This window comes from Streptomyces sp. NPDC104371 (genome assembly GCF_055583785.1).
On record NZ_JBVJNF010000009.1, the window covers coordinates 132529 to 157908 of the forward strand.

Sequence of the window (25380 nt, forward strand, 5' to 3'; positions counted from 1 at the left end):
CTGAAACCCCGGCCCAGGCGCTCATAGGGAACTCAGAGGCGCCCGCGGCACCGGGCGCTCTCCGGCGTGCGGGATGCTGGTAAGCGCGATGAACACCTTCCGCCCCGGCCGCCCTGCCCTCGCCCGTCCCGACGGCACACCTGTGCACGTGCTCGTCGTCGACGACGACCCGGACCTCGCCGAGGTGCTGTCCGGGGCCCTGCGCTACGAGGGCTGGGACGTCCGCACGGCCGGGGACGGCGCCACGGCCGTCGCCGAGGCCCGCACGCTGCTGCCCGACGCCGTCGTCCTGGACGTGCTGCTCCCGGACGCCGACGGCTTCGCCGTCCTCGGGTCCCTGCGCGCGGTGAAGCCGGATGTCTGTGTGCTCTTCCTCACCGCGCGGGACGCCGTCGAGGACCGCATCGCGGGGATCACCGCGGGCGGCGACGACTATGTGACCAAGCCGTTCAGTCTGGAGGAGGTCGTCGCCCGGCTGCGCGGGCTGCTGCGCCGCGCGGGCATGGCCCGGCAGATCGTGGACGGACCCCGGCTGACCGTGGGGGACCTGGTCATGGACGAGGAGGCCCGTGAGGTGACCCGGGCGGGCGAGCTGATCGAGCTGTCGCCCACCGAGTTCGAGCTGCTGCGCTTCCTGATGCTCAACCCGCGGCGCGTGCTCAGCAAGCCACAGATCCTCGACCGGGTGTGGTCCTACGACTTCGGCGGCAAGGCCCATGTCGTCGAGCTGTACATCTCCTATCTGCGCAAGAAGGTGGACGCGGGCCGCGCGCCCATGATCCACACGGTGCGCGGGTCCGGATACGTACTCAAGCCGGTGGCCCGGTGAGGGCGCGGTCCGTAGCGCGGTGGGTGCGACGCCTGCCCCGGCCGCGCACCCTGCGCGCCCGGCTCACCGCCGGGCTCGTCGTGCTGCTCGCGCTGAGCTGCGCCGCCGTCGGCCTAGCCGCCGTGGTCGAGCTGAACGGCTTCCTCACCGGCCGCCTCGACCAGCAGTTGCGCGAGGTGGGCCCGCGCTTCCCGGCGAGCCTGGAGCACCGCGTCGAACCGTCCGACCACGACGGCGACGAGCACGGCGACACGCGCAGGCAGTCCACCGGTACCTTCGGCGCCCGGCTGGTCGGGGGCACGGTCACCAACGCCGCCGTGGTGCGCCCCGGCAGCGACACCACCGGTCTGCGGGCCCCGCTGAGCGCGGCGGACGCACACACGCTCGCGGCGGTCGCCGTGGACGGCAGGGGCCATGGCGTACGTCTGTCGTCGCTCGGGGAGTACCGGCTGATGGCGGTCGAGGGCGCGGACGGCGACGTACTGATCACCGGACTGCCGCTGGAGCCGGTGGCGGCCGCGGTGCACCGGCTGGAACTCGTCTGCGCCGTCGTCTTCGGCGCGGCTCTCACGGTCACCGGCGTCGCGGGTGCCCTCTGGGTGCGCCGCCCTCTTCGGCCGCTCAGCCGGGTCGCCGCGACCGCGACCCAGGTCAGCGAGCTTCCGCTGGCCAGTGGCGAGGTCACGCTGCCGCCGCGCGTCCCGGAGGTCGATCCGCGCAGCGAGGTGGGCCAGGTGGGCGCCGCCTTCAACCGCATGCTCGGCCATGTCGAGAACGCGCTGACCAAGCGGCACGCGAGCGAGGAGCGGCTGCGCCGCTTCGCCGCCGACGCCAGCCACGAACTGCGCACCCCGGTCGCCTCGGTCCGCGGCCACGCCGAGCTGGCTCTGCTGCACCCCGGACCCGTCCCGCCGGAGGTGAGCCGGGCCCTGGAGCGGATCGCCGCCGAGTCGGCGCGCATGGGCGAGATGGTCGACGATCTGCTGCTGCTGGCCCGGCTGGACGCGGGCCGCCCGCTGGAACGGCTCCCCGTCGACGTCACCCGGCTCGTGCTCGACGCGGTCACGGACGCACGGGCCGCGGGCCCCGGCCACCACTGGAGGATGGAGCTGCCCGAGGAGCCGGTGAAGGTGACCGGGGACGGCCACCGGCTCCACCAGTTGCTGGCCAACCTGCTGGCCAACGCGCGTCTGCACACGCCGCCGGGCACGAAGGTGACCGTCTCGCTGGAGACGGAGGCCGACCTGGTCGTCCTCGCGGTCCACGACGACGGTCCCGGCGTCCCCGAGTCGGTGCGGCCCGGCGTCTTCGAGCGCTTCACCCGGGCCGACCACCGCCGTCGCCCGGAGCCGCGGGGCGGCGGCGCGGGCCTCGGCCTGTCGATCGTGGCGGCGGTGGCGGAGGCGCACGAGGGGAGCGTGGGACTGATGAGCGGTCCGGGGTCGACGACCTTCACCGTGCGCCTTCCCGTACGAGCGAACGGGCCGGGGGACGGCCCGATCAGTAGCGGGTGAGCGCCGTCGCCCCGCCCGTCGTCCCGATCGCGATATGGGGCCGCCGTGCCGGGTCGGCCCACGCCAGGATCCGGCGCATCGCGGCCTCGGGCACCGACACACAACCGGCCGTCGCCCCCTTGCCGTTGACGTGCAGGAAGATGCCCGCGCCGCGCCCCGGCACCGGCCGCCGGTAGTTGAAGCCGACGACGAGGGCGTAGCCGTACTGCGACCCATAGTCGATCAGATGCTCCGACTCGGCGGCGCGGCAGTCGGCCGGGAGCGGCCGGGTCCAGCGGTTGTAGGAGCGCGACCGCGTGTCCTGGCACCACCAGGTGTCCCGGTGCACCCGGCGGTAGGGCGTCCTCGTGCCGGTGGGCGCGGGGCGGACGCCGAACGCGTACGGCAGTGAGTACAGGCCCGTCGGGGTCGTGTTCGTGCCCTGTCTGCGGGAGGCGCCCTCGGCGAGGCCCTGCGCGCCGAAGCGGGCCGGTGCGGAGCCGGTCCTCGACCAGCGCCCGCCGCGCCGGTCCCACCAGGTGACCGTGCCGGTGGTGGCATCAGGGTTGGGTGCTTGCGCGGTGATCAACTGGCTGCCGCCGCCGGTGTCCACCATCCGCTCGGGCAGGGGGACCCTCGCGGGGGTGGCGGGCATCACCAGGGCGGCGGAGACGAGGGCGGCGACGACACCGGGGCGCATGCCTCAGACCGTAGAGGGCGGCAGGGGCAACGGCAGCCCCGGCAGGCCGTCCAGGCTCCGTTCGACGTGCTCCTTCCGCCGGAAGTACTCATCGAGGGAGGCGTCGTCCTCGCGCGCGAACCGCCTGCCGTGCAGATCGCGGTCCTCCTCGTACGTCATCAGGGGCACCGCGTAGCCGCAGGTGTCCCGGATGTGCTCGGCGGTCACGACGATGACCGCGCGCAGCCCGTGCGCCGCCGGGTCGATGTCCGGGAAGCGGGCGAGCAGTTCCCTGAAGCGGGGGTCGTCGCGGAAGACCGGCTCGCCGCGGCCGTGCACGCGGACGATGTTCGGCGGGCCCTGGAAGGCGCACCACATCAGGGTGATCCGGCCGTTCTCCCGCAGATGGGCGATGGTCTCGGCGTTGCTTCCCGCGAAGTCCAGATACGCCACGGTCCGCTCGTCGAGCACGGCGAAGGACCCCTTGAGGCCCTTCGGGGAGAGGTTGACCGTGCCGTCGCCGGACAGCGGAGCGGTCGCGGTGAAGAAGAGGGGCTGGGACTCGATGAACGTACGCAGCCTGCCGTCCAGGCGCTCATGACTCTTTCCCATGGTCACCGAGTATCCCCGCGGAGCCCCCGTTCGGGTGAGGAACGGGCGACACACCCGTCTCGGATTGACGAATCATGCAGGACCCTGCATACTCATGCATATCAGCGAATGCACTGTGAGGGAGAAACCCGTGACCGAGCGCGTCGTACTCGCCTATTCCGGCGGTCTGGACACCTCCGTCGCCATCGGCTGGATCGCCGAGGAGACGGGCGCCGAGGTCATCGCCGTTGCGGTCGACGTCGGCCAGGGCGGCGAGGACCTGGATGTCATCCGTAAGCGCGCCCTCGCCTGCGGCGCCGTCGAGGCCGAGGTCGCCGACGCCAAGGACGAGTTCGCCGAGGGGTACTGCCTCCCGGCGATCAAGGCCAACGCCCTCTACATGGACCGCTATCCGCTGGTCTCCGCCCTCTCGCGGCCGACCATCGTCAAGCACCTCGTGGCCGCCGCGCAGAAGCACGGCGCCACCACCGTCGCCCACGGCTGCACGGGCAAGGGCAACGACCAGGTCCGCTTCGAGGCCGGCATCGTCGCCCTCGCCCCCGACCTCAAGTGCATCGCCCCGGTCCGTGACTACGCGATGACCCGCGACAAGGCGATCGCGTTCTGCGAGGCGAAGAACCTCCCGATCGCGACCACGAAGAAGTCCCCGTACTCCATCGACCAGAACGTCTTCGGCCGCGCCGTCGAGACCGGCTTCCTCGAGGACATCTGGAACGCGCCGATCGAGGACATCTACGAGTACACCTCCAACCCGGCCGAGCACCGCGAGGCCGACGAGGTCGTCATCACCTTCAAGGAGGGCGTCCCGGTCGCCGTCGACGGCCGCCCCGTCACCGTCCTCCAGGCGATCCAGCAGCTCAACGAGCGCGCGGGCGCCCAGGGCATCGGCCGGATCGACATGGTCGAGGACCGGCTCGTGGGCATCAAGTCCCGCGAGGTGTACGAGGCGCCGGGCGCGATCGCCCTGATCACCGCCCACCAGGAGCTGGAGAACGTCACCGTCGAGCGCGAACTGGCCCGCTACAAGCGCCAGGTCGAGCAGCGCTGGGGCGAACTGGTCTACGACGGCCAGTGGTTCTCCCCGCTCAAGCGCGCCCTGGACGGCTTCATCAACGAGGCCAACCAGCAGGTCTCCGGCGACATCCGGATGACCCTGCACGGCGGTCGCGCGGTCGTCACCGGCCGGCGCTCCGACCAGTCGCTGTACGACTTCAACCTCGCGACCTACGACACCGGCGACACGTTCGACCAGTCCGCCGCCAAGGGCTTCATCGACATCTACAGCCTGTCGTCGAAGATCGCCGCGCAGCGCGACCTGGCGGGCTGAGCCCGAGCGGTGCCCGTACGGGTCACCTCGTCCACAACAGCCTGACAGCCGCCTCCTCACCTGCAAGGGTGGGGAGGCGGTCGCACAGAGACATCTTCCGAGGAGCAACGCAAGTGAGCAGCAACAGCGGTGACGTACGGCTCTGGGGCGGCCGTTTCGCCGACGGTCCCGCCGAGGCCCTGGCCAAGCTGTCCGCGTCCGTCCACTTCGACTGGCGTCTCGCGCCCTACGACATCGCCGGTTCCCGCGCCCACGCGCGCGTGCTCCACAAGGCGGGGCTCCTCGACGACGACGAGCTGACGCAGATGATCGCCGGACTCGACCGGCTGGAGGCGGACGTGGCGTCGGGCGCCTTCACCGGCACCATCGCCGACGAGGACGTCCACACCGCCCTGGAGCGCGGCCTCCTGGAGCGCCTCGGCGCCGACCTCGGCGGCAAGCTGCGCGCCGGACGCTCCCGCAACGACCAGGTCGCGACGCTCTTCCGGATGTATCTGCGCGACCACGCGCGGACCGTCGGCGGTCTGATCGCCGACCTCCAGGACGCGCTGGTCGGCCTCGCCGAGGCCCACCCCGACGTCGCGATGCCCGGCCGTACGCATCTCCAGCACGCCCAGCCGGTGCTCTTCGCGCACCATGTCCTCGCCCATGTCCAGGCGCTGTCCCGGGACGCCGAGCGGCTGCGCCAGTGGGACGAGCGCACGGCCGTGTCCCCGTACGGCTCGGGCGCGCTCGCCGGAAGCAGCCTCGGCCTCGACCCGGAGGCCGTCGCGCAGGACCTCGGCTTCGAGCACGGCAGCTCGGCCAACTCCATCGACGGCACGGCCTCGCGTGACTTCGTCGCCGAGTTCGCCTTCATCACCGCGATGATCGGCGTCAACCTCTCCCGGATCGCCGAGGAGGTCATCATCTGGAACACGAAGGAGTTCTCCTTCGTCACGCTCCACGACGCCTTCTCCACCGGCTCCTCGATCATGCCGCAGAAGAAGAACCCCGACATCGCGGAGCTGGCCCGCGGCAAGAGCGGCCGGCTGATCGGCAATCTGACGGGCCTGCTCGCCACCCTCAAGGCGCTTCCGCTCGCGTACAACCGCGACCTCCAGGAGGACAAGGAGCCGGTCTTCGACTCCATCGACCAACTGGAGATCCTGCTCCCGGCGTTCACCGGCATGATGGCCACGCTCACCGTGCACCGCGAGCGCATGGAGGAGCTGGCCCCGGCCGGGTTCTCCCTCGCCACCGACATCGCCGAGTGGCTGGTCAAGCAGGGCGTGCCGTTCCGGGTGGCGCATGAGGTCGCCGGTGAGTGCGTGAAGGTCGCCGAGGCCGAGGGCAAGGAACTGGACGAGCTGACGGACGACCAGTTCGCGAAGATCTCCGCGCATCTGACGCCCGAGGTCCGCTCGGTCCTCAACGTCCCCGGCGCCCTCGCCTCCCGCGACGGCCGCGGCGGTACGGCCCCCGAGGCGGTCGCCGTCCAGCTCGCCGAGGTCAAGGAGAACGTGGCGGCCCAGCACGCGTGGGCCACCGCGAAGCGGAAGTAGCGGGCGCGTATGCGTGGGGCGGCGCGGGTTACGTTGGTCGGCAGTCCAAGCAGCCGACCGAACGGAACCCGCGATGCCCTTCGCCAGACTGGCCTCGGCGACGACCCCCACCTGCCACCTCGGACTGGGCCTCGCCGCCGTCGGCCGCCCCGGCTACATCAACCTCGGCCGCGAGCGCGACCTTCCGGCCGTGCGCAGCGTCGAGGCCCTGCGCGAGCGCACCCATGAACTCCTCGACGCCGCCTACGCGCAGGGCGTGCGCTACATCGACGCGGCCCGCTCGTACGGCCGCGCCGAGGAGTTCCTCGCCGACTGGCTCGGCGCCCACCCCGACCTCGACGACCTCGTCGTGGGCAGCAAGTGGGGCTACACCTACACCGCGGACTGGCGCACCGACGCCGAGCGGCACGAGGTCAAGGACCACAGCGTGGCCACGTACGAGCGGCAGCGCGCCGAGACGGCGGCCCTGCTCGGCGACCGGCTGGACCTCTACCAGATCCACTCCCTCACCCCGGACAGCCCGGCCCTCACCGACAGGGCCCTGCACGCCGAACTGGCCGAGGCCGCGGCCGGGGGCGTCACGATCGGCTTCTCCACCAGCGGCCCGGCCCAGGCCGACGCGATCCGCGCCGCGCTCGCGGTGACGGTCGACGGCGCGCCCCTGTTCCGTGCCGTGCAGTCCACGTACAACGTGCTGGAGACCTCGGCCGCCCCCGCGCTCGCCGAGGCCCATGACGCCGGGCTCACGGTGATCGTCAAGGAGGGCATGGCCAACGGGCGGCTCGCCGATCCCGTGGCGCCGGACGCCGTGCGGGCGGTGGCCGAGGAGACGTCCCTCGGCTCCGACGCGGTCGCCCTCGCCTTCGTGCTGCGGCAGCCCTGGGTCTCGGTCGTCCTCTCGGGCGCGGCGACGACCGGTCAGCTCGCCTCGAACCTGCACGCCCCCGTGGTCGACCTCACCGAGGACCGGCTCGCCCGCCTCGACGCACTGGCCGAGGACCCGCGGGCCTACTGGGAGCGGCGCGCGCGGCTGCCCTGGCAGTGAGTGGGGCACGCGCGCGGGGAGGTCTGCGGTTACGCGGCCTTCGCCTTGGTCGCGTACATGTCGACGTACTCCTGACCCGACAACTGCATGACCTCGGTCATCACGGAGTCGGTCACCGCGCGCAGCACGTACCGGTCGCGGTCCATGCCCTCGTAGCGGGAGAACTCCATCGGCTCGCCGAAGCGGACCGTGACCCGGCCGGGCCGCGGCATGCCCTTGCCGCCCGGCTGGAGCTTGTCCGTGCCGATCACCGCGAAGGGGACGACGGGGGCGCCGGTCATCAGGGTGAGCCGGGCGATCCCCGTACGGCCGCGGTACAGACGGCCGTCGGGGGAGCGGGTGCCCTCGGGGTAGATACCGAAGACCTTGCCCTCCTCGAGAATCCGGCGGCCGGTCATCAGCGCGGCCACGCCGCCGTTCGCGCCGTCCCGGTCCACCGGGATCATGCCGACGCCCGTGAAGAACCACGCCATCAGACGGCCCTTGAGACCCTTGCCGGTGACGTACTCGTCCTTGCCGATGAAGAACACCTGGCGCTTGGTCACCACCGGCAGCACGATCGAGTCGATGAACGTCAGGTGGTTGCCGGCCATGATGACGGGGCCGTCGGCCGGGATGTGCTCCAAGCCCTCCACCCGTGGGCGGAACATCAGGCGCATGATCGGTGCGAGCACTGCCTTGATGAGCGTGAAGCGGGACAACGGACCCTCCGATGTCAAGGGAAGCGGTATGAGTCTGTGCAGGTGAGGACGATACTCGCGGTGCCCGGCAAGTCGCACATCGGGTTCACACAGCGGACACGTGTCATGGACGAGTGTTTACCTGCGACGGCACCCCGTTCACACGGGTGTCACGCGCGAGGTCGTGGTGACGCACATCACGTACGCCGCATGACGGACCGTCACCCTGCCCCGAGGCGCAGGCCGTTGTCCGATCCCTGACGGACGGGCCACGTCCGCCGCGCGTTCCGTTGTATGTCTTCCGGCCGTCACCCGGACGCACCTACCATCGAGCCGCTTCGAACACGTGTGAGGGAAGGAGCCCGATGGGTTCGCAGGAGACGCAGGAGTCGTACGGGCAGGGACGAGGGGCGGGCCGCCGGGCGTTGCTCGGGGCCGCGGTGCTCGGCGCGAGCGGAGCGCTGCTCGGGCTGCCCGGTACCGCGCAGGCGGACCCGCGGCAGAAGGGGCCGAAGGGCGGCGGCCTGGCGGGCCTGCCCGTGCCGACGATCGTCGGGCACCGGGGGACCAGCGGCTACCGGCCCGAGCACACCTTCGGCTCCTACGACCTGGCCCTCGACATGGGGGCCGACATCGTGGAGGCCGGTGACCTGGTGCCCACCAAGGACGGCCACCTCGTGTGCCGGCACGAGCCGGAGATCGGCGGCACCACCGATGTCGCCGACCACCCCGAGTTCGCCGACCGCAAGACCACCAAGCTCCTGGACGGCGTCTCCACGACCGGCTGGTTCACCGAGGACTTCACGCTCGCCGAGCTGAAGACCCTGCGCGCGATCGAGCGCATCCCGGCCACCCGCCCGCGCAACACCCTCTACGACGGCCGCTGGGAGATCCCCACCTTCGAAGAGGTGCTCCGGTGGCAGGACGAGCAGACCCGCAAGCGCGGCAAGCAGGTGTGGATCTACCCCGAGCTCAAGCACCCCACCTACTTCCGTGAGCAGGGCCTCGGCCTGGAGGAGCGGCTCGCGAAGATCCTGCGCAGGCACGGCAAGCACAAGAAGAACTCGCCGGTCGTCGTCCAGTCCTTCGAGCCGACCAGCATCCAGCGGATGAACAAGCTCGTGGACAACCCGCTCGTCGTGCTGCTGTCGGACGCGGGCTCCCGTCCCTGGGACTTCGAGACGACGGGCGACCGGCGCACGGTCGCCGACCTCGTCACCCGCAAGGGCCTCAAGGAGATCGCGTCGTACGCCCAGGGCATCGGCCCGACGCTCGACCTCGTCATCCCGAAGGACGCGAAGGGCAACCTCGCCGCGCCGACCACGCTCGTCGCCGACGCGCACGCCGCCGGGCTGATCCTGCACCCGTACACGATGCGCAACGAGAACACCTTCCTGCCGGCGAACTTCCGCAAGGGCACGGACCCGGCCGCGTACGGGGACGCCTTCGGCGCCTTCGCGGCGTACTTCGCCACCGGGATCGACGGTGTCTTCACCGACAACGCCGACACCGGCCTGCTCGCCCGCGAGGACTTCCTGCGCCGCCGCTGAGGCGTCAACGCGCGTCCTCGCGGCCCGGATCGGGCTGACACGCGACCGCTCCGGCAACTCGCCGCCGGGGCGGTCGCCTTCCGTCCCGTGGCGGCTCTGCTCGACCCCATGCACCTGAAGTACCGGGAATTCACAGGCGAGTTGGGTATCTCACAGGGCGGTCTTGGGGTGGAACATGCCAAATGCCTGGGATGTCTTCGTCGTTTGCCCGCGGCGGAGGTTGCGGCCCTCGCGGCGCGGGGAAAGGTGAGGGGGAACGACCGGTGATCAGGTGAGCGAGAGGCGTGCGCACATGGGCATGAGCGTGACCATCTCTGCGGCGGCCGAGCAGGACGCCGAGCAGATCTTCAGGTTGCAGTACCTGTGCTTCCAGGGCGAGGCCGCGCTGTACGGCAACTACCGCATCGCCCCGCTCGTCCAGACCCTGGACTCGGTCCGCGAGGAGGTCGCCGCGCACTGCGTGTTCGTGGCCCGGCTGGGCGACGAAGTGGTCGGCTCCGTGCGCGGCAGGGTGGCCGAGGACGGCGCGGCGGTCATCGGCAGGCTGTGCGTGCACCCGCGGCTGCAGGGCCATGGCATCGGCGCCCGCCTGCTGCGCGCGGTGGAGGCGGCGCTGGTGGAGCTGGGCCCCCAGCGGTTCCGGATCAGCACGGGCCACCGCAGCGAGGGCAACCTCCGGCTGTACCGCCGCGTCGGCTACGAGACGATCGGTACGTCCCAGGGCGAGGACGGCGTCCAGTTGATCGTCCTGGAGAAGCAGGTCCCGGCGGGGACGTACGCGACCACGGCGTGAGCGGACCGACGGCCGGACCTCGGCGGGCCCGGCCGTCGCCGCTCAGGACTCCTGGCGCGGCGCGTGCGACGTGCGCAGCCAGTACAGGGCCGACAGCGGCAGCAGTACGGGGATGAAGAGGTACCCCCTGCCGTAGTCGGACCACACGGTCGTGTCGGGGAACGCGGACGGCTCGACCAGGGTCCAGGTGCCCACGATCAGCACGCCCGCCAGCTCGACGGCGCAGCACAGCCGCGCCGCCCTGCGCGCCGTCTCCCCGCCGCGCACCAGGGAGTAGGTGATGAAGCCGTAGACGACACCGGCCACCGCCGAGAGGGAGTACGCCAGCGGGGCCTTGCCGAACTCCGTCGAGATCTGCACCGCCGAGCGGGACACCGCCCCGACCACCATCACGCCGTACAGCCAGACGAGCAGCATGCCGGGCCCGCTGATGAGCCGCGTCCGTGCCGGCTTCTCCTGCGTGGCCGTCATCTCAGCCTCCCCAGATGTCATAGAGCCGCACCTGCAGCACGGCGAGGACCACACCGCCGGCCGCGACCGTCACCGAACCCCAACGCGTGCGCTCGGCCAGCGACATGAAGCCGGCCACCGGAACGCACGCGAACGCCCCGAGCAGATACGCCACGAAGATCGTCGTGCCCTGCGCGGGCTTCTCGCCGCGCGCCAACTGGACGATGCCGACGACCAACTGGATCACGGTCAGCAGCGTCACCACGGCCATGCCGATGAAGTGCCAGTCCTTGGTGGGCCGATCACGGTAGGCCGCCCAGCCGCACCAGGCGGCGAGAAGCAGCGCGGCGACACCGGTCACCAGCGTCAGGGCATCAAGCATGCCGCGACCCTATTACGGGCCAAAGGGCCCCACGCGCCCGGCCCCGGCCGTGCCCGCCCGGCGTGCGACCCCGGGCGCCCCGCCCCCGTACGGTCTTCGTGGCGTTGGCCACAGCCCGCCTGTCCACGGGTTGGACGCCCGTCCGGCGGTGAGAGGCTTGTCGCCCTTGCCCTCCCTGGTCACCGGGGTGTCGAAGGGCGCGTCGGCACCGCCCGCGACTGTCCACGGCCGTCCAGTATGCGGACAAGGGTGGCGACTCCCACCCGCCCGTCTGCTTTACTGCTCCCATGACCACGACGAGCAGCCGCACCCTTGCGACCGAGGCGACCATGACGCCCGGTGCTCGTTGTATGCGTCCTGTGCGTCGAATGTGCGCCTTCTAGAGGGCCCCTGCACCATCTGAGCCTCGCGCCCCGAAGCGAGAGCCCGCTCACCTCCGCGTCCGCGCCCGTACCCCTGGCGCCCGCGGCCGAGCCCCTTCCCGCGCGCACGTTTCTCCCCCGCCACCGGCGCCCCGGTGAGAACCGTGCTGCGTTCTGGCTGTACCCGACCATGAACGCCGTGCCCGGCGCCCGCTCGCGCCGCGCACTCGACAGTGACGGAAACCCCCACGTGATCACCACATCGGGCCTCACCAAGGTCTACCGCTCGCGAGGCCGCGAGGTCACCGCCCTCGACGGTGTCGACCTGCATGTCCGCGAAGGCGAGGTGTACGGCGTCATCGGCCAGTCGGGCGCCGGCAAGTCCTCACTCATCCGCTGCGTCAATCTGCTGGAGCGCCCCACCTCCGGCACGGTCACCGTCGACGGGCAGGACCTCACCGCCCTCGCCGGTCGCGGGCCGCGCGCCGGCAAGGAGCTGCGGCGGGCGCGCTCCCGGATCGGCATGGTCTTCCAGCACTTCAACCTGCTGTCCTCGCGCACGGTGCGGGACAACGTCGAGCTTCCGCTGGAGATCCTCGGCCTGTCCGGGAGGGAACGTTCCCGCAGGGCGCTCGAACTGCTCGACCTGGTCGGCCTCGCCGACAAGGCGGGCGCCTACCCCGCCCAGCTCTCCGGCGGCCAGAAGCAGCGCGTCGGCATCGCCCGCTCGCTGGCCGGTGACCCCAAGGTGCTGCTCTCCGACGAGGCCACCAGCGCCCTGGACCCGGAGACCACCCGCTCCATCCTCCAGCTCCTGCGCGACCTGAACCGCACGCTCGGCCTGACCGTCCTGCTCATCACGCACGAGATGGACGTCGTGAAGTCGATCTGCGACTCGGCGGCGCTCATGGAGAAGGGCCGCGTCGTCGAGTCCGGCACGGTCGGCGAGCTGCTCGCCACGCCGGGCTCGGAGCTGGCCGCCGCGCTCTTCCCGGTCGGCGGCGACCCCTCGGGCCCGGACCGGACCGTCATCGACGTCACCTTCCAGGGCGAGGCCGCCACCCAGCCCGTCATCTCGCAGCTCTCCCGCACCTACAACATCGACATCTCGATCCTCGGCGCCGCCCTCGACACCGTCGGCGGCCTTCAGGTCGGCCGGATGCGCATCGAACTGCCCGGCCGCTACGAGGACAACGTCGTGCCCATCGGCTTCCTGCGCGAGCAGGGCCTCCAGATCGACGTCGCCGGGCCGCAGGCCTCGCTGGTGAAGGACGGTGCCAAGTGACCTGGTCCGAGATGCAGCCCCTGCTGTCCCAGGCGTGTTGGGACACCCTCTACATGGTCGGCTGGTCCACGGTCATCGCCGTCGCCGCCGGACTGCCGCTCGGCCTGCTGCTGGTCCTCACCGACCGGGGCGGCCTGCTGCAGAACATCGTCGCCAACAAGCTGCTCGGGCAGGTGGTGAACATCGCCCGCTCGATGCCGTTCATCATCCTGATGGTCGCCCTGATGAGCTTCACCCGCTGGGTCACGGGCAACACCATCGGCCGCGAGGCCGCCATCGTGCCGCTCGCCATCGGTGCCATCCCGTTCTTCGCCCGCCTCGTCGAGACGGCCGTACGGGAAGTGGACGGCGGGCTCGTCGAAGCCGTGCAGTCGATGGGCGGCAACACCTGGACCGTCGTCCGCAAGGTCCTCGTCCCCGAGTCGCTGCCCTCGCTGATCGCCGGCACCACCACCACGATCGTCACTCTCATCGGCTACTCGGCGATGGCCGGCACGGTCGGCGCCGGAGGCCTCGGCGACATCGCCATCCGCTACGGCTACCAGCGCTTCGACACCCAGCTCATGTGGATCACCGTGGCGATCCTCGCCGTGGTCATCTCCGTCATCCAGTTCATCGGCGACTTCGCCGCCCGCTCCCTGCACCGCCGCGGCGGAGGCCGCTCCGGCCCGGGGCCGAGGCTGCGGCTGCTGAAGGACAGGAAGCAGAAGACGGCCGACGTCTCCAAGGCCGCCTGAGGCCCGGGGCCTCACCCCAGACTCCCCCGCTCGTGAAGCGGGGGCGCACCACCCCAAGGAAAGGCACTTTTCGTGCGTAACACCGCCAAGATCACCGCCGCTGTCCTGACCGCCGGAGCCCTCACGCTCGGGCTCACCGCCTGCGGCTCGGACTCCGACTCCGGCAAGGGCGACCCCGACGCCGCCCTGACGGTCGCCGCCACCCCCAACCCCCAGGGCGAGATCCTCACCTATGTGAAGGACCACCTGGCGAAGAAGGCCGGCCTCAAGCTGGAGGTCAAGGAGTTCACCGACTACGTGACCCCCAACACGGCCGTGCAGCAGGGCCAGGTCGGCGCCAACTACTTCCAGCACAAGCCGTACCTCGACGACTTCAACAAGAAGAACGGCACCGACCTCGTGCCGGCGCCCGGCGGCGCCGTGCACCTGGAGCCGCTCGGCGTCTACTCCCACAGCGTCAAGAAGCTCGCGGACCTCAAGAAGGGCGCCAGTGTCGCCGTCCCCAACGACACGACCAACGAGGCCCGCGCCCTGAAGCTGCTGGAGGCCAACGGCCTGATCAAGCTGAAGGCGGGCGCCGGTTACGAGGCGACCCCCAAGGACATCACCGAGAACCCGAGGAACCTGTCTTTCAAGGAGCTGGAGGCACCCCAACTGCCGCGCTCCCTCGCTGATGTCGACGCCGCGGTGATCAACGGCAACTACGCGCTGGAGGGCCACCTCAACCCGGCCAAGGACGCGATCGCCGCCGAGTCCGCCAAGGACAACCCGTACGCGAACATCCTCGTGGTGAAGAAGGGCGACGAGAACGACCCGCGCGTCAAGAAGCTGGTCAAGCTGCTGACGTCGCCCGAGGTGAAGAAGTTCATCGAGGACAAGTACGACGGCGCGGTCGTCCCCGCGTTCTGATCGAGGCACCGACCCGCCTGCCGCCACGCACGGGGTCCTCTTCCGCCCAGGGTGGGGGAGAGGACCCCGTGGTGCGTGCGAGGGCCGGGATGCTGCATGCTGGGCAACTCAGCGGGCCCTGTCGGCGTTGTGGGCCTGACGGTACTTCCGAGCTACGGAGCGGCGCATGACTGGCACCTTCCCCAACATCTCCCTCAGCACGGAGCGGTTGGTGCTGCGTCCTCTGGACGAGGCCGACGCCCCCGCGCTCGCCGAGATGATGAACGACGAACAGGTCGGGGCCTGGACCCACGTCCCCCAGCCGTTCACCGAGGAGCGCGCCCGCTCCTGGATCACCGACTACGCCCCGACCGAGCGCGCGGCGGGCCACGGCATCGACTTCGCGGTCACCGAGTTCCTCACCCAGCGCCTGGTCGGCATCGTCCAGCTCTCCAAGACCAACTGGCACGTCCGCGCCACCGAGCTGTCGTACATCATCGCCCCCTGGGCCCGCGGCGAGGGCTACGCCTCCGAGGCGGCCGTGGCCGTCGCCCAATGGCTCTTCGGGGACCAGAAGTTCGAGCGGATCGAGCTGCGCACGGCGGCCGACAACACCGCCTCCCAGCAGGTCGCCCAGAAGATCGGCTGCATCAGCGAGGGCGTCCTGCGCAACGCGTGCATAGCGCACGTCCGCGCCGAGGACGGCACCTGGACCGACGTACGCACCGATTTCATCGTCTGGAGCCTGCTCCCGGAGGATCTCGACGGTGTCAGCGAGGAGTTGGCCGACACCGGCGGTTTCACGTCGTTCTCGAACTGGAACTGACCCAAGAGGGACCCGCGATCAGCGGCCGGGCCCGCGCGGGCGCACGCGGCCGGACCGGGTACCCTCACGGAGCCCGCGCGTGCGGGCCACTCCCTGACGACCTGCGTGAACCCCCTGGAGACTGACGACGATGGCCGACCGGGTCACGGTGATCGGCTGGGACGGCTCGCCGCTGACCGCCGCGGCACGCTCCGCCCTCGGCGCCGCCACCCTGGTCGCCGGCGCGGCCCACCATCTCGCCCTCCCCGAAGTACCGGGGGCGGCCGAGCGCATCCGCCTCGGCAGCGTCGCCCTCGCCGCCCGCCGTATCGCCGCCCACCGCGGCACCGCCGTGGTCCTCGCCGACGGCGACCCGGGCTTCTTCGGCGTCGTACGCACCCTGCGCGCCCCCGAGTTCGGTCTGGAGGTCGAGGTCGTACCGGCCGTCTCCTCGGTGGCCGCCGCTTTCGCGCGCGCGGGCATGCCCTGGGACGACGCACAGGTGGTCGTCGCACACCGCCGCACCCTGCGCCGCGCGGTGAACGTATGCCGCGCCCACACCAAGGTCGCCGTACTCACCTCACCCGGCGCCGGACCCGCCGAACTCGGCCTGCTCCTCGAGGGAGTCCACCGCACCTTCGTCATCTGCGAGGAACTCGGCACCGAACGCGAACAGGTCTCCGTCGTCACCTCCGAGCGGGCCGTCGACCACGCCTGGCGCGACCCCAACGTCGTCATCGTCATCGGCGGAGCCGTGACCGCGGCCGACGGCGGCTGGATCGCGGGCCGCGACCCCGGCGCCGGGCCGCGCGGCTGGGCCCTGCCCGCCGAGGAGTACGGCGGCGGACTCGGCGAAGGCGAGACGGAACCGCTGCGCGCCGCCCAACTCGCCAAGCTGGGCCCCCGGGTGGGCGACCTGGTGTGGGACATCGGCTCGGGCAGCGGGGCCTTCGCCGTGGAGGCCGCCCGCTGCGGGGCCGCCGTCCTCGCCGTCGACCGCGACGCGGACGCCTGCGGCCGTACGGTGGCCGCCGCGCGCCGCTTCGGAGTTCAGCTCCAGGTCGTGCACGGCACCGCCCCGCACATCCTGGAGAACCTGCCCGAACCGGACGTCGTACGGATCGGGGGCGGGGGAGCCGCAGTCGTCTCGGCCGTCGCCGACCGCCGCCCGCAGCGCATCGTCGCGCACGCCGGGACCCGGGACGCGGCCGAGCTGATGGGCAGGGATCTGTCGGAGCACGGCTACGACGTCACGTGCGCGCTGCTCCAGTCCGTCGAACTCGACACCCGGGCCTGGACGGAGACGGAGCGGAGCGTCGCGTTCCTGCTCAGCGGCCGATTGCCCGAACGCTCCCGTTGATCCCCAGGCCCCGCCGGCGCGGTAGGCTGGCGGATTGTTGTACCTCACTCGGGTGATCCGGCGCTTCGTCAGTCAATGTCCGGAAAGCAGCTCCCTTTTGGGGCGGGTGTGGTACCGCAGAACCGGAGGGCGCGCAGTGTGGCGCAGTCCACAGCGGGCCGTGGCGGAATCAAGCTGCCACGACGGTGGAACGGCCGCGAGAATGCCAGTTGATGGCTCGGCAGTCATCGTCGGCGGGTCGTTCGTGCCGCTGGGCACGCACGCTCGTTCTCCACTGCGGGCGGTCGGCGCGCCGTTCCGGGCGAGCTGGTCGTGGAAGCACTAATCGATGGGCGAGGGATACGCATGACCGACACCGGCCAGGTCCCGGGCGAGGGACAGCCGGAGAACGCAGGCATGGTGGAGCAGCCGGGCGTCCTCGCGCCGGGCGCGTACGCCTACCTCGACCCCTCCGACACCCCTGCCGATGACGACGACCTGCTCCTGATGCCCGGCCAGAACGGCGCCTGGGGCAACGAGGTGCACCAGCCCGCCCCGGCCCCGCTCGGCCACGAGCCCGGCCCGCACGAGACGGCCGGGCGCGACAGCGGCTCGGTCGACCTCGGCGCGGTCCGTACGCCCCCCGCGCCGACCGTGTCGCACCCGACCCCGCCGCGCCCGCTGCACCTCGGCCCGCCCACGCCGAGCACGTCCTTCAGCCCGGTGCGTTCGCTGTCCGACCGCGGCCCGGCGGACGCCCCGATGCGGCCCTCGGGTCCGCCGACCCTCGGCCCCGAGTACCTCGACGTCCCGCAGTTCGCGGAGCAGACCTCGCAGGGGGCGGCGCCGTGGGGTACGCAGGGCGCCGCGGCGCCGGTGGCCGAGCAGCCGCCCGCGGCTGCCGCGCCGGTCGCCGCTCCGGCGCCCGCGGTCGAGCCGACGCCTGTGGCTGAGCCTGCGCCCGCGCCGACGGCCGAGCCCGTGGTGGTGGCCGAGCCGCCCGCGCCGGTCGCCGCGACGCCTCCTCCTGCGGCCGAGCCGGTCGCGGCGCCTGTCGCGCCCGAGGCCGCCCCGGCTCCCGAGGCCGTCGTGCCGCAGGCCGTCGCCGCTGAGCCTGTCGTGTCCGAGCCTGTCGTGGCCGAGCCTCAGGTCCAGGAGCAGGCGGCCCCGGCCGTCGTCGAGCCGGTCGCGGAGACGGCTGAGTCGTCCGCAGCGCCGGTCGCCGCGGCGGAGGCGCCGCAGCCGACCGTGCCGCCCGTGGCCGCCGCCCCGGCCGTGCCGGTACCCGAGCCCACCCCGGCCCCCGAGGCCGTACCGGCGGCGGTGGAGACGCCCGCCCCGGCAGAGGTGCCCGCCCCGGTCGCCCCTCAGGAGCCGGAAGCCGCGCCCGCGGCGGAAGCGCAGGTGCCGGACGCCGCGCCGCCCGCCCCCGTACCGGACGCACCGCAGCCGGTGGACGTCACGCCGCCGCAGGCCGAAGCGCCCGCGCCCCCCGTCGAAGCGGCCGTCCCCGCGCCGGAAGCCGTGGTCCCCGCGGCCCCCGAGGTCACGGTGCCGCCCGCGTCCGAGCCCGCCCCGGCCCCCGAGGCCGTCACCCCCGTACCGGACCCGCAGCCTGTCCCCGAGGCCGCGGCCCAAGTCCCGGACGCCGCACAGCAGTTCACCGTAGAGGCCGCGCAGCCCGAGGAAGTCGTACCGGCGGAGACGGCCCAGCCCGTGCCGGACGCCGTGGCGGCCCCGCCCGTCGCACCCGAGGCGTCCGCCGAGCAGGCGTCCGTCGAGCAGCCCGAGCCCGCCGAGCCGGTCGCCGCCCCGATGGAGCCCGAGGCGGCCCAGCCGATGGTCGTGGAGGAGGCCGCCCCGAGCGCGCCGTCCGCTCCCGCCGAGGAGCAGGCCGCCGCGCAGGAGCCCGCTGTGCAGGAGCCCGCCGAGGAGCAGCCCGCCGCGCAGGAGCCCGCGCCGGTCGCCGCCGACGAGCAGGAGCCCGTGGCCGCCGCCCCGGTCGTCGCCGAAGTGCCCGTGGCCGTCGCCCCGGCCGCCGTCGAAGAGGTCGCGGAGGTCGCCGAGCAGGAGCCCGTGGCCGTCGCCGAAGCGCCCGTCGCCCCGGCCGCCGTAGCGGATCCCGCGCCCGTCGCCCCGGCCGCCGTAGCGGAGCCCGCGCCCGAGCCCGCCCCGGCCCCCCAGCAGCCCGTCCCCACCGTCCCGGCCCCCCGCGACGGCGACGCCCCTGCGCCCGGCCACCCCGTCCCGGACCCCGCGGTCGCCCAGCAGGCGGAGGATCTGGACACCAGGGTCGCGGACGACGAGGAGGACGTACACGAGTCCGCCGGACCCGCCGCTCCCGGATACGCCGACGCCGAGCGCGAGGCGGTGCTGCGCGTGATGCGCGAGCGCCGCGACATCCGCAACGGCTTCCGCAGCGACCCGATCCCGCACGAGGTGCTGCTGCGCGTCCTGGAGGCGGCCCACACGGCGCCGTCCGTCGGGCACTCCCAGCCCTGGGACTTCGTCGTCATCCGCTCCGCCGAGACCCGTCGCACGATGCACGAACTGGCCGAGCGTCAGCGCGAGGCCTACGCCAAGTCGCTGCCCAAGGGCCGGGCGAAGCAGTTCAAGGAACTGAAGATCGAGGCCATCCTCGACACCCCGGTGAACATCGTGGTCACGGCCGACCCCACCCGTGGCGGTCGGCACACCCTCGGTCGCCACACCCAGCCGCAGATGGCCCCGTATTCCTCCGCGCTGGCCGTCCAGAACCTGTGGCTCGCCGCCCGCGCCGAGGGCCTCGGCGTCGGCTGGGTCAGCTTCTTCGACGAGCGGGAGATGGTCCGCGCCCTCGGCCTGCCCGAGCATCTGGAGGTCGTGGCCTACCTCTGCATGGGCTATGTCGACGAGTTCCCGAAGGAGCCCGAGTTGACGCAGGCGGGCTGGTCCAAGCGCCGCCCGCTGTCCTGGGTCGTGCACGAGGAGACGTACGGCCGTCGCGCGCTGCCCGGCGAGGAGCCGCACGACCTGCTCGCCGAGACCGTGGCGGGCATCCGTCCGCTGGACGCGAAGGCCCTCGGCGAGGCCTGGGAGCGGCAGAAGCGGATGACCAAGCCCGCGGGCGCGCTCGGCATGCTGGAGATCATCTCCGCGCAGTTGTCCGGCCTGTCCCGGCAGTGCCCGCCGCCGATCCCGGAGCCCGCGGCCGTCGCGATCTTCGCCGGGGACCACGGGGTGCACGCCCAGGGCGTCACCCCCTGGCCCCAGGAGGTCACCGGCCAGATGGTCGCCAACTTCCTGCGCGGCGGCGCGGTGTGCAACGCCTTCGCGACCCAGGTGGGCGCCGAGGTCTGCGTAGTCGACGTCGGCGTGGCCGCCGACCTGCCCGCCACCCCGGGCCTGCTGCCGCGCAAGGTGCGCGCGGGCACGGCGGACATGACGGCCGGTCCCGCGCTCACCCGCGAGGAGGTCAAGCAGGCGATCGAGGTCGGCATCGAGACGGCCCGCGACCTCGTGGCGGCGGGCAACAAGGCGCTGCTCACCGGCGAGATGGGCATCGCGAACACCACGGCCTCGGCCGCCCTGATCTCGGTCTTCACCGGCACCGACCCCGCCGAGGTGACGGGCCGTGGCACGGGCGTCAGCGACGAGACGCTGGCGCACAAGACAGAGGTCGTACGGCGTGCGATCGCCCTGCACCAGCCGGATCCGGCCGATCCGATCGGCGTCCTGGCGGCGTTCGGCGGGCTGGAGCACGCGGCCATGGTGGGTCTGCTGCTGGGCGGTGCGTCCCTGCGGACCCCGGTGATCCTGGACGGTGTCAGCGCGGGCGCCGCCGCCCTGGTGGCCCGCGCGATCGCCCCCGAGGTCCTCGCCGCCTGCATCGCCGGGCACCGCAGCGCGGAGCCGGGCCATGTCGCCGCCCTCAACAAGCTGGGCCTGCGCCCCCTGGTCGACCTGGATCTGCGCCTCGGCGAAGGCACGGGCGCGATCCTGGCCCTGCCGCTGGTCCAGAGCGCGGCCAGGGCGATGCACGAGGTGGCGACGTTCGACACGGCGGGAGTCACCGAGAAGTAGGGCTCCAGCGGGCCCACGACACCCGGTGCTCGGCCCCCACCCGGCCGAGCACCGGCGCGGCCCGCATAGGATCCCCACGTCAGGGCCCTTCACTGCCGCAGAGGCCCGGTACCGCATCGCCGCAAGAGGAGCCGCACCTCCATGGCCGCACATCCCCCTTACCCCGTAGGGCTCCGCCTCGGTGGTCGCCGTGTCGTCGTGCTCGGCGGCGGCCAGGTCGCCCAGCGCCGTCTGCCCGCGCTGATCGCGGCCGGCGCGGACGTCCACCTGGTGTCCCCCGAGGCGACCCCCTCCGTCGAGGCCATGGCGGACACCGGGGAGATCACCTGGCTGAAGCGCCCGTACCGGCCCGGTGACCTGGCGGACGCCTGGTACGCCCTCATCGCCACCGACGACCCCGAGGCGAACTCCCTGGCCTCCGCGGAGGCCGAGGCGCACCGGGTGTGGTGCGTGCGCTCCGACGACGCCGACGCGGCCACCGCCTGGACCCCCGCGACCGGCCGCAGCGAAGGCGTCACGGTCGCCGTGCTCACCACCGACGCCGAGGGCCGCGACCCCCGGCACACCGCGGCCGTCCGTGACGCGGTGGTGGAGGGCCTGCGCGACGGCACCCTCGTCGCCCCGCACCACCGCACCCGCACCCCCGGTGTCGCCCTGGTCGGCGGCGGCCCCGGCGACCCCGACCTGATCACCGTCCGCGGCCGACGCCTGCTCGCCGAGGCCGACGTGGTCATCGCGGACCGCCTCGGCCCCCGCGACCTGCTCGCCGAACTCCCGCCGCAGGTCGAGGTGATCGACGCGGCGAAGATCCCGTACGGCCGGTTCATGGCCCAGGAGGCCATCAACAACGCGCTGATCGAACACGCGCGGCAGGGCAAGTCGGTCGTCCGGCTCAAGGGCGGCGACCCCTTCGTCTTCGGCCGGGGCATGGAGGAGGCCCAGGCGCTGGCCGAGGCGGGCATACCCTGCACGGTGGTCCCGGGCATCTCCAGCGCGATCTCGGTGCCGGGCGCCGCCGGGATCCCCGTCACCCACCGCGGTGTCGCCCATGAGTTCACGGTGGTCAGCGGCCATGTCGCCCCGGACGACGCGCGCTCGCTGGTCGACTGGCCGTCCCTGGCGAAGCTGACCGGCACCCTGGTCGTCCTCATGGGCGTCGACAAGATCGGGAAGATCGCCGAGACGCTCGTCGCCCACGGCAAGGCGCCCGACACCCCCGTCGCCCTGGTCCAGGAGGGCACGACGGCCGCCCAGCGCCGCGTCGACGCGACACTCGCGACGGTCGAGGAGACCGTACGGGCCGAGGGCGTGAAGCCCCCCGCGGTCATCGTCATCGGCGCGGTCGTCACCGTGGGCCCCGCCCGGTAACCCGGGCCACCCGCCCTCCCGTCCAGCCGCCCGCACCCCCTTCACGACAAGGCAGTAACACCCCGTGGCCGAACTCATCACCATCGAGGACCCCGACGACCCGCGCCTGCACGACTACACCGGCCTGACCGACGTGGAGCTGCGCCGCAGGCGCGAACCCGCCGAGGGGCTGTTCATCGCGGAGGGCGAGAAGGTCATCCGGCGGGCCAGGAGCGCCGGTTACGAGACGCGGTCCATGCTGCTGTCCGCGAAGTGGGTCGATGTCATGCGGGACGTCATCGACGAACTCCCGGCCCCGGTCTACGTGGTCACCCCGGACCTCGCCGAGCAGGTCACCGGCTACCACGTGCACCGCGGCGCGCTCGCCTCCCTACAGCGCAAGCCGCTGCCCACGGCGGACGAACTCCTGGCCACCACCCGCCGGGTCGTGATCATGGAGTCGGTGAACGACCACACCAACATCGGGGCCATATTCCGCTCGGCGGCGGCCCTCGGCATGGACGCGGTCCTGCTCTCCCCCGACTGCGCCGACCCGCTCTACCGCCGCAGCGTGAAGGTCTCCATGGGCGCGGTCTTCTCGGTGCCGTACGCGCGCCTCGACACCTGGCCCAGGGGTCTGGAGTCGGTCCGTGAGGCAGGCTTCACGCTCCTCGCGCTGACCCCCGACGAGCGGGCCAAGACCCTTGAGGAGACGGCACCGCACACGAAGGAGCGCGTCGCCCTGATGCTCGGCGCGGAGGGCAGCGGCCTGACCGGCCGGGCACTGGCCGCCGCGGACGAATGGGTCCGTATCCCCATGGCCCACGGTGTCGACTCCCTCAACGTGGGCGCGGCAGCCGCGGTCGCCTTCTACGCGGTGGCCACCGGACGCCCCGGCTCCTGACGTACGAAGCCCTGAACTACGGCCCGTAGCTCAGTCGTTCCCGTCCCGCGCGGCCGTCGGGTCGCCGGGCAGGGGAGCGGACGACTGCCGTACGTCCGCGCGGTGGCCGTCGCCGCCCAGTCCGCGGCTCGGCCCCTGGCAGCCCTGGGCCGCCGCGATACCCAGCGCCACCAGCAGCGTCACCACGACGAACACGAACAGCCGTTGCCGCAGCAGCCGCGGGTTGGCCGGGCGCAGCCTGGTCCCGGTGGTGCGAGGCGCCGGACGTCCGGTTCCGCTGCGCGGCGCGGGCCGGGCACCGGAGCGGGGCGAGGCGCGCTGCGCGGGCGTCGGACGCGCCCCGGACCGGGGGTTGTTGCCGCGCGGCGGCGGAGTGGTACCGGGGCCCGGCCGCCGTACCGTGCGCTGCTCGGCGTACTGCTCGGCCAGCCGCCCCGACGGCCGGTCCGGATCGCCCCGCCGCTCGGGCGGCCGTACGTCCGAGATCCCCTGGGCCTCCCGGGCCGCGATCTCCTTGAGCCGCAGCGAGAGCTGGAGGGTGCTCGGCCGTTCCTCGGGGTCCTTGGCCAGACAGGCGTGGACCAGCGGGGCCAGCGCGTCCGGTACGCCGTGCAGTTGGGGCGACTCGTGCACCACGCGGTAGAGCATCACCTCGGAGCTGCCGTGCCCGAAGGGCGAGTCACCGGTCGCCGCGTACGCCAGCGTGGCGCCCAGCGAGAACACGTCCGTGGCCGGGGTGACGGCGGCCCCGCGCACCTGCTCGGGGGCGAGGAAGCCGGGCGATCCGACGGCCGTGCCGACGTGCGTGAGCGTGGAGGCACCGGTCGCCCAGGCGATGCCGAAGTCGATGATCCGCGGGCCCTTCGGGGACAGCAGGATGTTGGACGGCTTCAGATCGCGGTGGACGACCCCCGCCTCGTGCACCGCCACCAGCCCCTCGGAGAGCGCGGCGCCCACGGCGGCCACCTCGGCGGCCGTGAGCGGCCCCTCCTCGGCGACCTTGTCGTGCAGGGAGGGCCCGGGGACGTACTGCGTGGCGAACCACGGGCGGTCCGTGTCCAGATCGGCGGCGACGAGCCGTGCCGTACAGCCGCCGCGGATCCGGCGTGCCGCCGCGACCTCACGCGCGAACCGCGACCGGAACTCCTGATCCTCCGCGAGGTCCGGCCGGATCACCTTCAGCGCGACCCGCTGGCCCCGCTTGTCGGAACCGAGGTAGACGACGCCCATCCCGCCCGCGCCGAGCCGCCGGTGAAGTCTGAACGAGCCGACGACACGCGGGTCCTCACGCCTCAGGCGCATCATCGCCATGTCCATCCCCGCTGCCCGGTCCGTCTGCCGTGCCACAGCTTACGTTTCCACGGCCGGGTGCGCGCAGAGGCCGCGCCCTCTCGTCCCGATCGATTGTCGTTACGGGGGAAGCGACTTGACAGACGGTCAGCGTGACGGCGAACCGGACGGCCCTGTCTCACGTCCGGTCCCAACCCCCGGCTCTGGAAGGGAGGTTGAGGTGCTCACCAAGGAACGTGCGGAGGTTGCGGCAGTGGCCGAGGACAGGACGCCGGGACAGGCGGCGGTGGTGGGCGGCGCGGCTCAGGAGGCGGAGAGACCGCCGCGCGACGGCGTCATGGAAGTGAGTGAAGTCACCCGACGGTGGGTCCCGACGGTGGGCCCGAAGTCCTTCCGGCCGGTGGGGAAGGGCTGTTGCGCGCACGGCGCGCCTCGGGGGAGCCGGGGCGCCGCCTTCCGGGCACAAGGGGCACGTCAGACGTCCCCTCCGGGAGGACCCCGAGATCCGGGCGCGCGTCTCCACCCAGAGGAGTACACCCCGGCGCGGGGCTCATCCTCCGGGAGGCCAGGCAATCGGTACGAGGGCATGACGACCCCCACCCGGCCCGGCGCCTAGGTTTGAGGTCAAGCGGCGGGTGCGGTACTCGTCCCCCGAGGTCGGACACTCGCCGCTGCCAAGGACAACAGAACCACGGTCAGGAGAGGGACCATGGCCCAGACGGCACCGCGGACGATGGTCCGCACGCAGGGGCGCAGGGCGTACGGCGCCGCGTTCGGCACCCGCCGCTCCGGCCGTCGCCACCCGCTGGTGGCGACGGCGATGGTCCTCCCCCTGGCGACCCTGCTGGTGTACGTGTTCGGCGGCTGGGACGCAGTGGTCACACAAGCGTCGTCCGTGGGAGTGATGCTGGGGCGCTGAGCGGCGCCCCGGGCCCGGAAGAGCGGTCCGGGCGGGGACATCCACCCATGAAACCCCG

22 protein-coding genes are annotated in these 25380 nt (G+C 72.7%); 16 read left to right on the top strand and 6 right to left on the bottom strand.

What is annotated here, in order from left to right:
* Positions 1 to 88: 88 nt before the first annotated feature.
* The gene (locus ACZ60T_RS25765) at positions 89 to 829 is read left to right on the top strand and encodes a response regulator transcription factor (protein WP_469668045.1); all 741 of its coding nucleotides are present in this window, start codon (positions 89 to 91) and stop codon (positions 827 to 829) included.
* A gap of 23 nt (positions 830 to 852) precedes the next feature.
* On the top strand, positions 853 to 2343 hold the full coding sequence (locus tag ACZ60T_RS25770) for a sensor histidine kinase (RefSeq protein WP_469668046.1): 1491 nt from the start codon (positions 853 to 855) through the stop codon (positions 2341 to 2343).
* Here ACZ60T_RS25770 and ACZ60T_RS25775 read toward each other — a convergent pair.
* Positions 2330 to 3022 (bottom strand): L,D-transpeptidase family protein, encoded by a 693-nt coding sequence (locus ACZ60T_RS25775; RefSeq protein WP_469668047.1) that lies wholly within the window; start codon positions 3020 to 3022, stop codon positions 2330 to 2332. The two genes, ACZ60T_RS25770 and ACZ60T_RS25775, sit on opposite strands and share 14 nt — an antisense overlap.
* A gap of 3 nt (positions 3023 to 3025) precedes the next feature.
* On the bottom strand, positions 3026 to 3613 hold the full coding sequence (locus ACZ60T_RS25780; RefSeq protein ID WP_469668048.1) for a pyridoxamine 5'-phosphate oxidase family protein: 588 nt from the start codon (positions 3611 to 3613) through the stop codon (positions 3026 to 3028).
* Positions 3614 to 3743: 130 nt separating this feature from the next.
* Here ACZ60T_RS25780 and ACZ60T_RS25785 point away from each other — a divergent pair, with 130 nt between their 5' ends.
* The 3 genes from ACZ60T_RS25785 (at position 3744) to ACZ60T_RS25795 (ending at position 7529) form a co-directional block, all read left to right on the top strand.
* Complete coding sequence (locus tag ACZ60T_RS25785; protein ID WP_469668050.1) at positions 3744 to 4940, top strand: argininosuccinate synthase; 1197 nt, start codon at positions 3744 to 3746, stop codon at positions 4938 to 4940.
* A 113-nt stretch (positions 4941 to 5053) separates the two neighbouring features.
* Entirely contained in the window at positions 5054 to 6484 is a 1431-nt protein-coding gene (gene argH / locus ACZ60T_RS25790) for an argininosuccinate lyase (protein ID WP_365631086.1), read from the top strand.
* Positions 6485 to 6557: 73 nt separating this feature from the next.
* Positions 6558 to 7529, top strand: a complete 972-nt coding sequence (locus ACZ60T_RS25795) for an aldo/keto reductase (RefSeq protein WP_469668051.1) — start codon at positions 6558 to 6560, stop codon at positions 7527 to 7529.
* Positions 7530 to 7558: 29 nt separating this feature from the next.
* On the opposite strand, the gene ACZ60T_RS25800 is transcribed toward ACZ60T_RS25795, so the two are convergent.
* Positions 7559 to 8188, bottom strand: a complete 630-nt coding sequence (locus ACZ60T_RS25800) for a lysophospholipid acyltransferase family protein (protein ID WP_365631352.1) — start codon at positions 8186 to 8188, stop codon at positions 7559 to 7561.
* A gap of 386 nt (positions 8189 to 8574) precedes the next feature.
* On the opposite strand from ACZ60T_RS25800, the gene ACZ60T_RS25805 reads away from it, so the two are divergent.
* Both ACZ60T_RS25805 and ACZ60T_RS25810 read left to right on the top strand, forming a co-directional pair.
* On the top strand, positions 8575 to 9759 hold the full coding sequence (locus ACZ60T_RS25805; protein WP_469668052.1) for a glycerophosphodiester phosphodiesterase: 1185 nt from the start codon (positions 8575 to 8577) through the stop codon (positions 9757 to 9759).
* A gap of 292 nt (positions 9760 to 10051) precedes the next feature.
* Positions 10052 to 10552 (top strand): GNAT family N-acetyltransferase, encoded by a 501-nt coding sequence (locus ACZ60T_RS25810; protein WP_469668136.1) that lies wholly within the window; start codon positions 10052 to 10054, stop codon positions 10550 to 10552.
* Between the two features lie 42 nt (positions 10553 to 10594).
* On the opposite strand, the gene ACZ60T_RS25815 is transcribed toward ACZ60T_RS25810, so the two are convergent.
* Together ACZ60T_RS25815 and ACZ60T_RS25820 are read right to left on the bottom strand one after the other, a co-directional pair.
* A complete protein-coding gene (locus ACZ60T_RS25815; RefSeq protein ID WP_365631092.1) occupies positions 10595 to 11023 on the bottom strand; it encodes a hypothetical protein in 429 nt (142 codons plus the stop codon).
* 1 nt (position 11024) lies between these two features.
* Positions 11025 to 11384 carry a hypothetical protein gene (locus ACZ60T_RS25820; RefSeq protein WP_469668054.1) on the bottom strand — a complete coding sequence of 120 codons (360 nt, stop codon included), beginning with the start codon at positions 11382 to 11384 and terminating at the stop codon, positions 11025 to 11027.
* A 612-nt stretch (positions 11385 to 11996) separates the two neighbouring features.
* Here ACZ60T_RS25820 and ACZ60T_RS25825 point away from each other — a divergent pair.
* The 8 genes from ACZ60T_RS25825 to ACZ60T_RS25860 all read left to right on the top strand — a co-directional run bounded on the left by ACZ60T_RS25825 (position 11997) and on the right by ACZ60T_RS25860 (position 23113).
* On the top strand, positions 11997 to 13031 hold the full coding sequence (locus ACZ60T_RS25825; RefSeq protein ID WP_365631096.1) for a methionine ABC transporter ATP-binding protein: 1035 nt from the start codon (positions 11997 to 11999) through the stop codon (positions 13029 to 13031).
* Positions 13028 to 13768, top strand: a complete 741-nt coding sequence (locus ACZ60T_RS25830; protein ID WP_365631098.1) for a methionine ABC transporter permease — start codon at positions 13028 to 13030, stop codon at positions 13766 to 13768. Before ACZ60T_RS25825 ends, ACZ60T_RS25830 begins: the two co-directional genes overlap by 4 nt.
* A 72-nt stretch (positions 13769 to 13840) precedes the next feature.
* Entirely contained in the window at positions 13841 to 14677 is an 837-nt protein-coding gene (locus ACZ60T_RS25835) for a MetQ/NlpA family ABC transporter substrate-binding protein (RefSeq protein WP_365631100.1), read from the top strand.
* A gap of 166 nt (positions 14678 to 14843) precedes the next feature.
* A complete protein-coding gene (locus tag ACZ60T_RS25840; RefSeq protein ID WP_365631102.1) occupies positions 14844 to 15482 on the top strand; it encodes a GNAT family N-acetyltransferase in 639 nt (212 codons plus the stop codon).
* A 130-nt stretch (positions 15483 to 15612) separates the two neighbouring features.
* A complete protein-coding gene (cbiE, locus tag ACZ60T_RS25845; RefSeq protein ID WP_365631104.1) occupies positions 15613 to 16821 on the top strand; it encodes a precorrin-6y C5,15-methyltransferase (decarboxylating) subunit CbiE in 1209 nt (402 codons plus the stop codon).
* Positions 16822 to 17166: 345 nt separating this feature from the next.
* Positions 17167 to 20862 carry a nicotinate-nucleotide--dimethylbenzimidazole phosphoribosyltransferase gene (gene cobT / locus ACZ60T_RS25850; RefSeq protein ID WP_469668056.1) on the top strand — a complete coding sequence of 1232 codons (3696 nt, stop codon included), beginning with the start codon at positions 17167 to 17169 and terminating at the stop codon, positions 20860 to 20862.
* A 141-nt stretch (positions 20863 to 21003) separates the two neighbouring features.
* The gene (cobA, locus tag ACZ60T_RS25855; protein ID WP_365631108.1) at positions 21004 to 22230 is read left to right on the top strand and encodes a uroporphyrinogen-III C-methyltransferase; all 1227 of its coding nucleotides are present in this window, start codon (positions 21004 to 21006) and stop codon (positions 22228 to 22230) included.
* A gap of 64 nt (positions 22231 to 22294) precedes the next feature.
* The gene (locus tag ACZ60T_RS25860; protein WP_469668057.1) at positions 22295 to 23113 is read left to right on the top strand and encodes a TrmH family RNA methyltransferase; all 819 of its coding nucleotides are present in this window, start codon (positions 22295 to 22297) and stop codon (positions 23111 to 23113) included.
* Between the two features lie 30 nt (positions 23114 to 23143).
* On the opposite strand, the gene ACZ60T_RS25865 is transcribed toward ACZ60T_RS25860, so the two are convergent.
* Positions 23144 to 24430 carry a serine/threonine-protein kinase gene (locus ACZ60T_RS25865; protein WP_365631356.1) on the bottom strand — a complete coding sequence of 429 codons (1287 nt, stop codon included), beginning with the start codon at positions 24428 to 24430 and terminating at the stop codon, positions 23144 to 23146.
* A gap of 682 nt (positions 24431 to 25112) precedes the next feature.
* Here ACZ60T_RS25865 and ACZ60T_RS25870 point away from each other — a divergent pair.
* On the top strand, positions 25113 to 25322 hold the full coding sequence (locus ACZ60T_RS25870) for a hypothetical protein (protein WP_365631112.1): 210 nt from the start codon (positions 25113 to 25115) through the stop codon (positions 25320 to 25322).
* Positions 25323 to 25380: the final 58 nt, after the last annotated feature.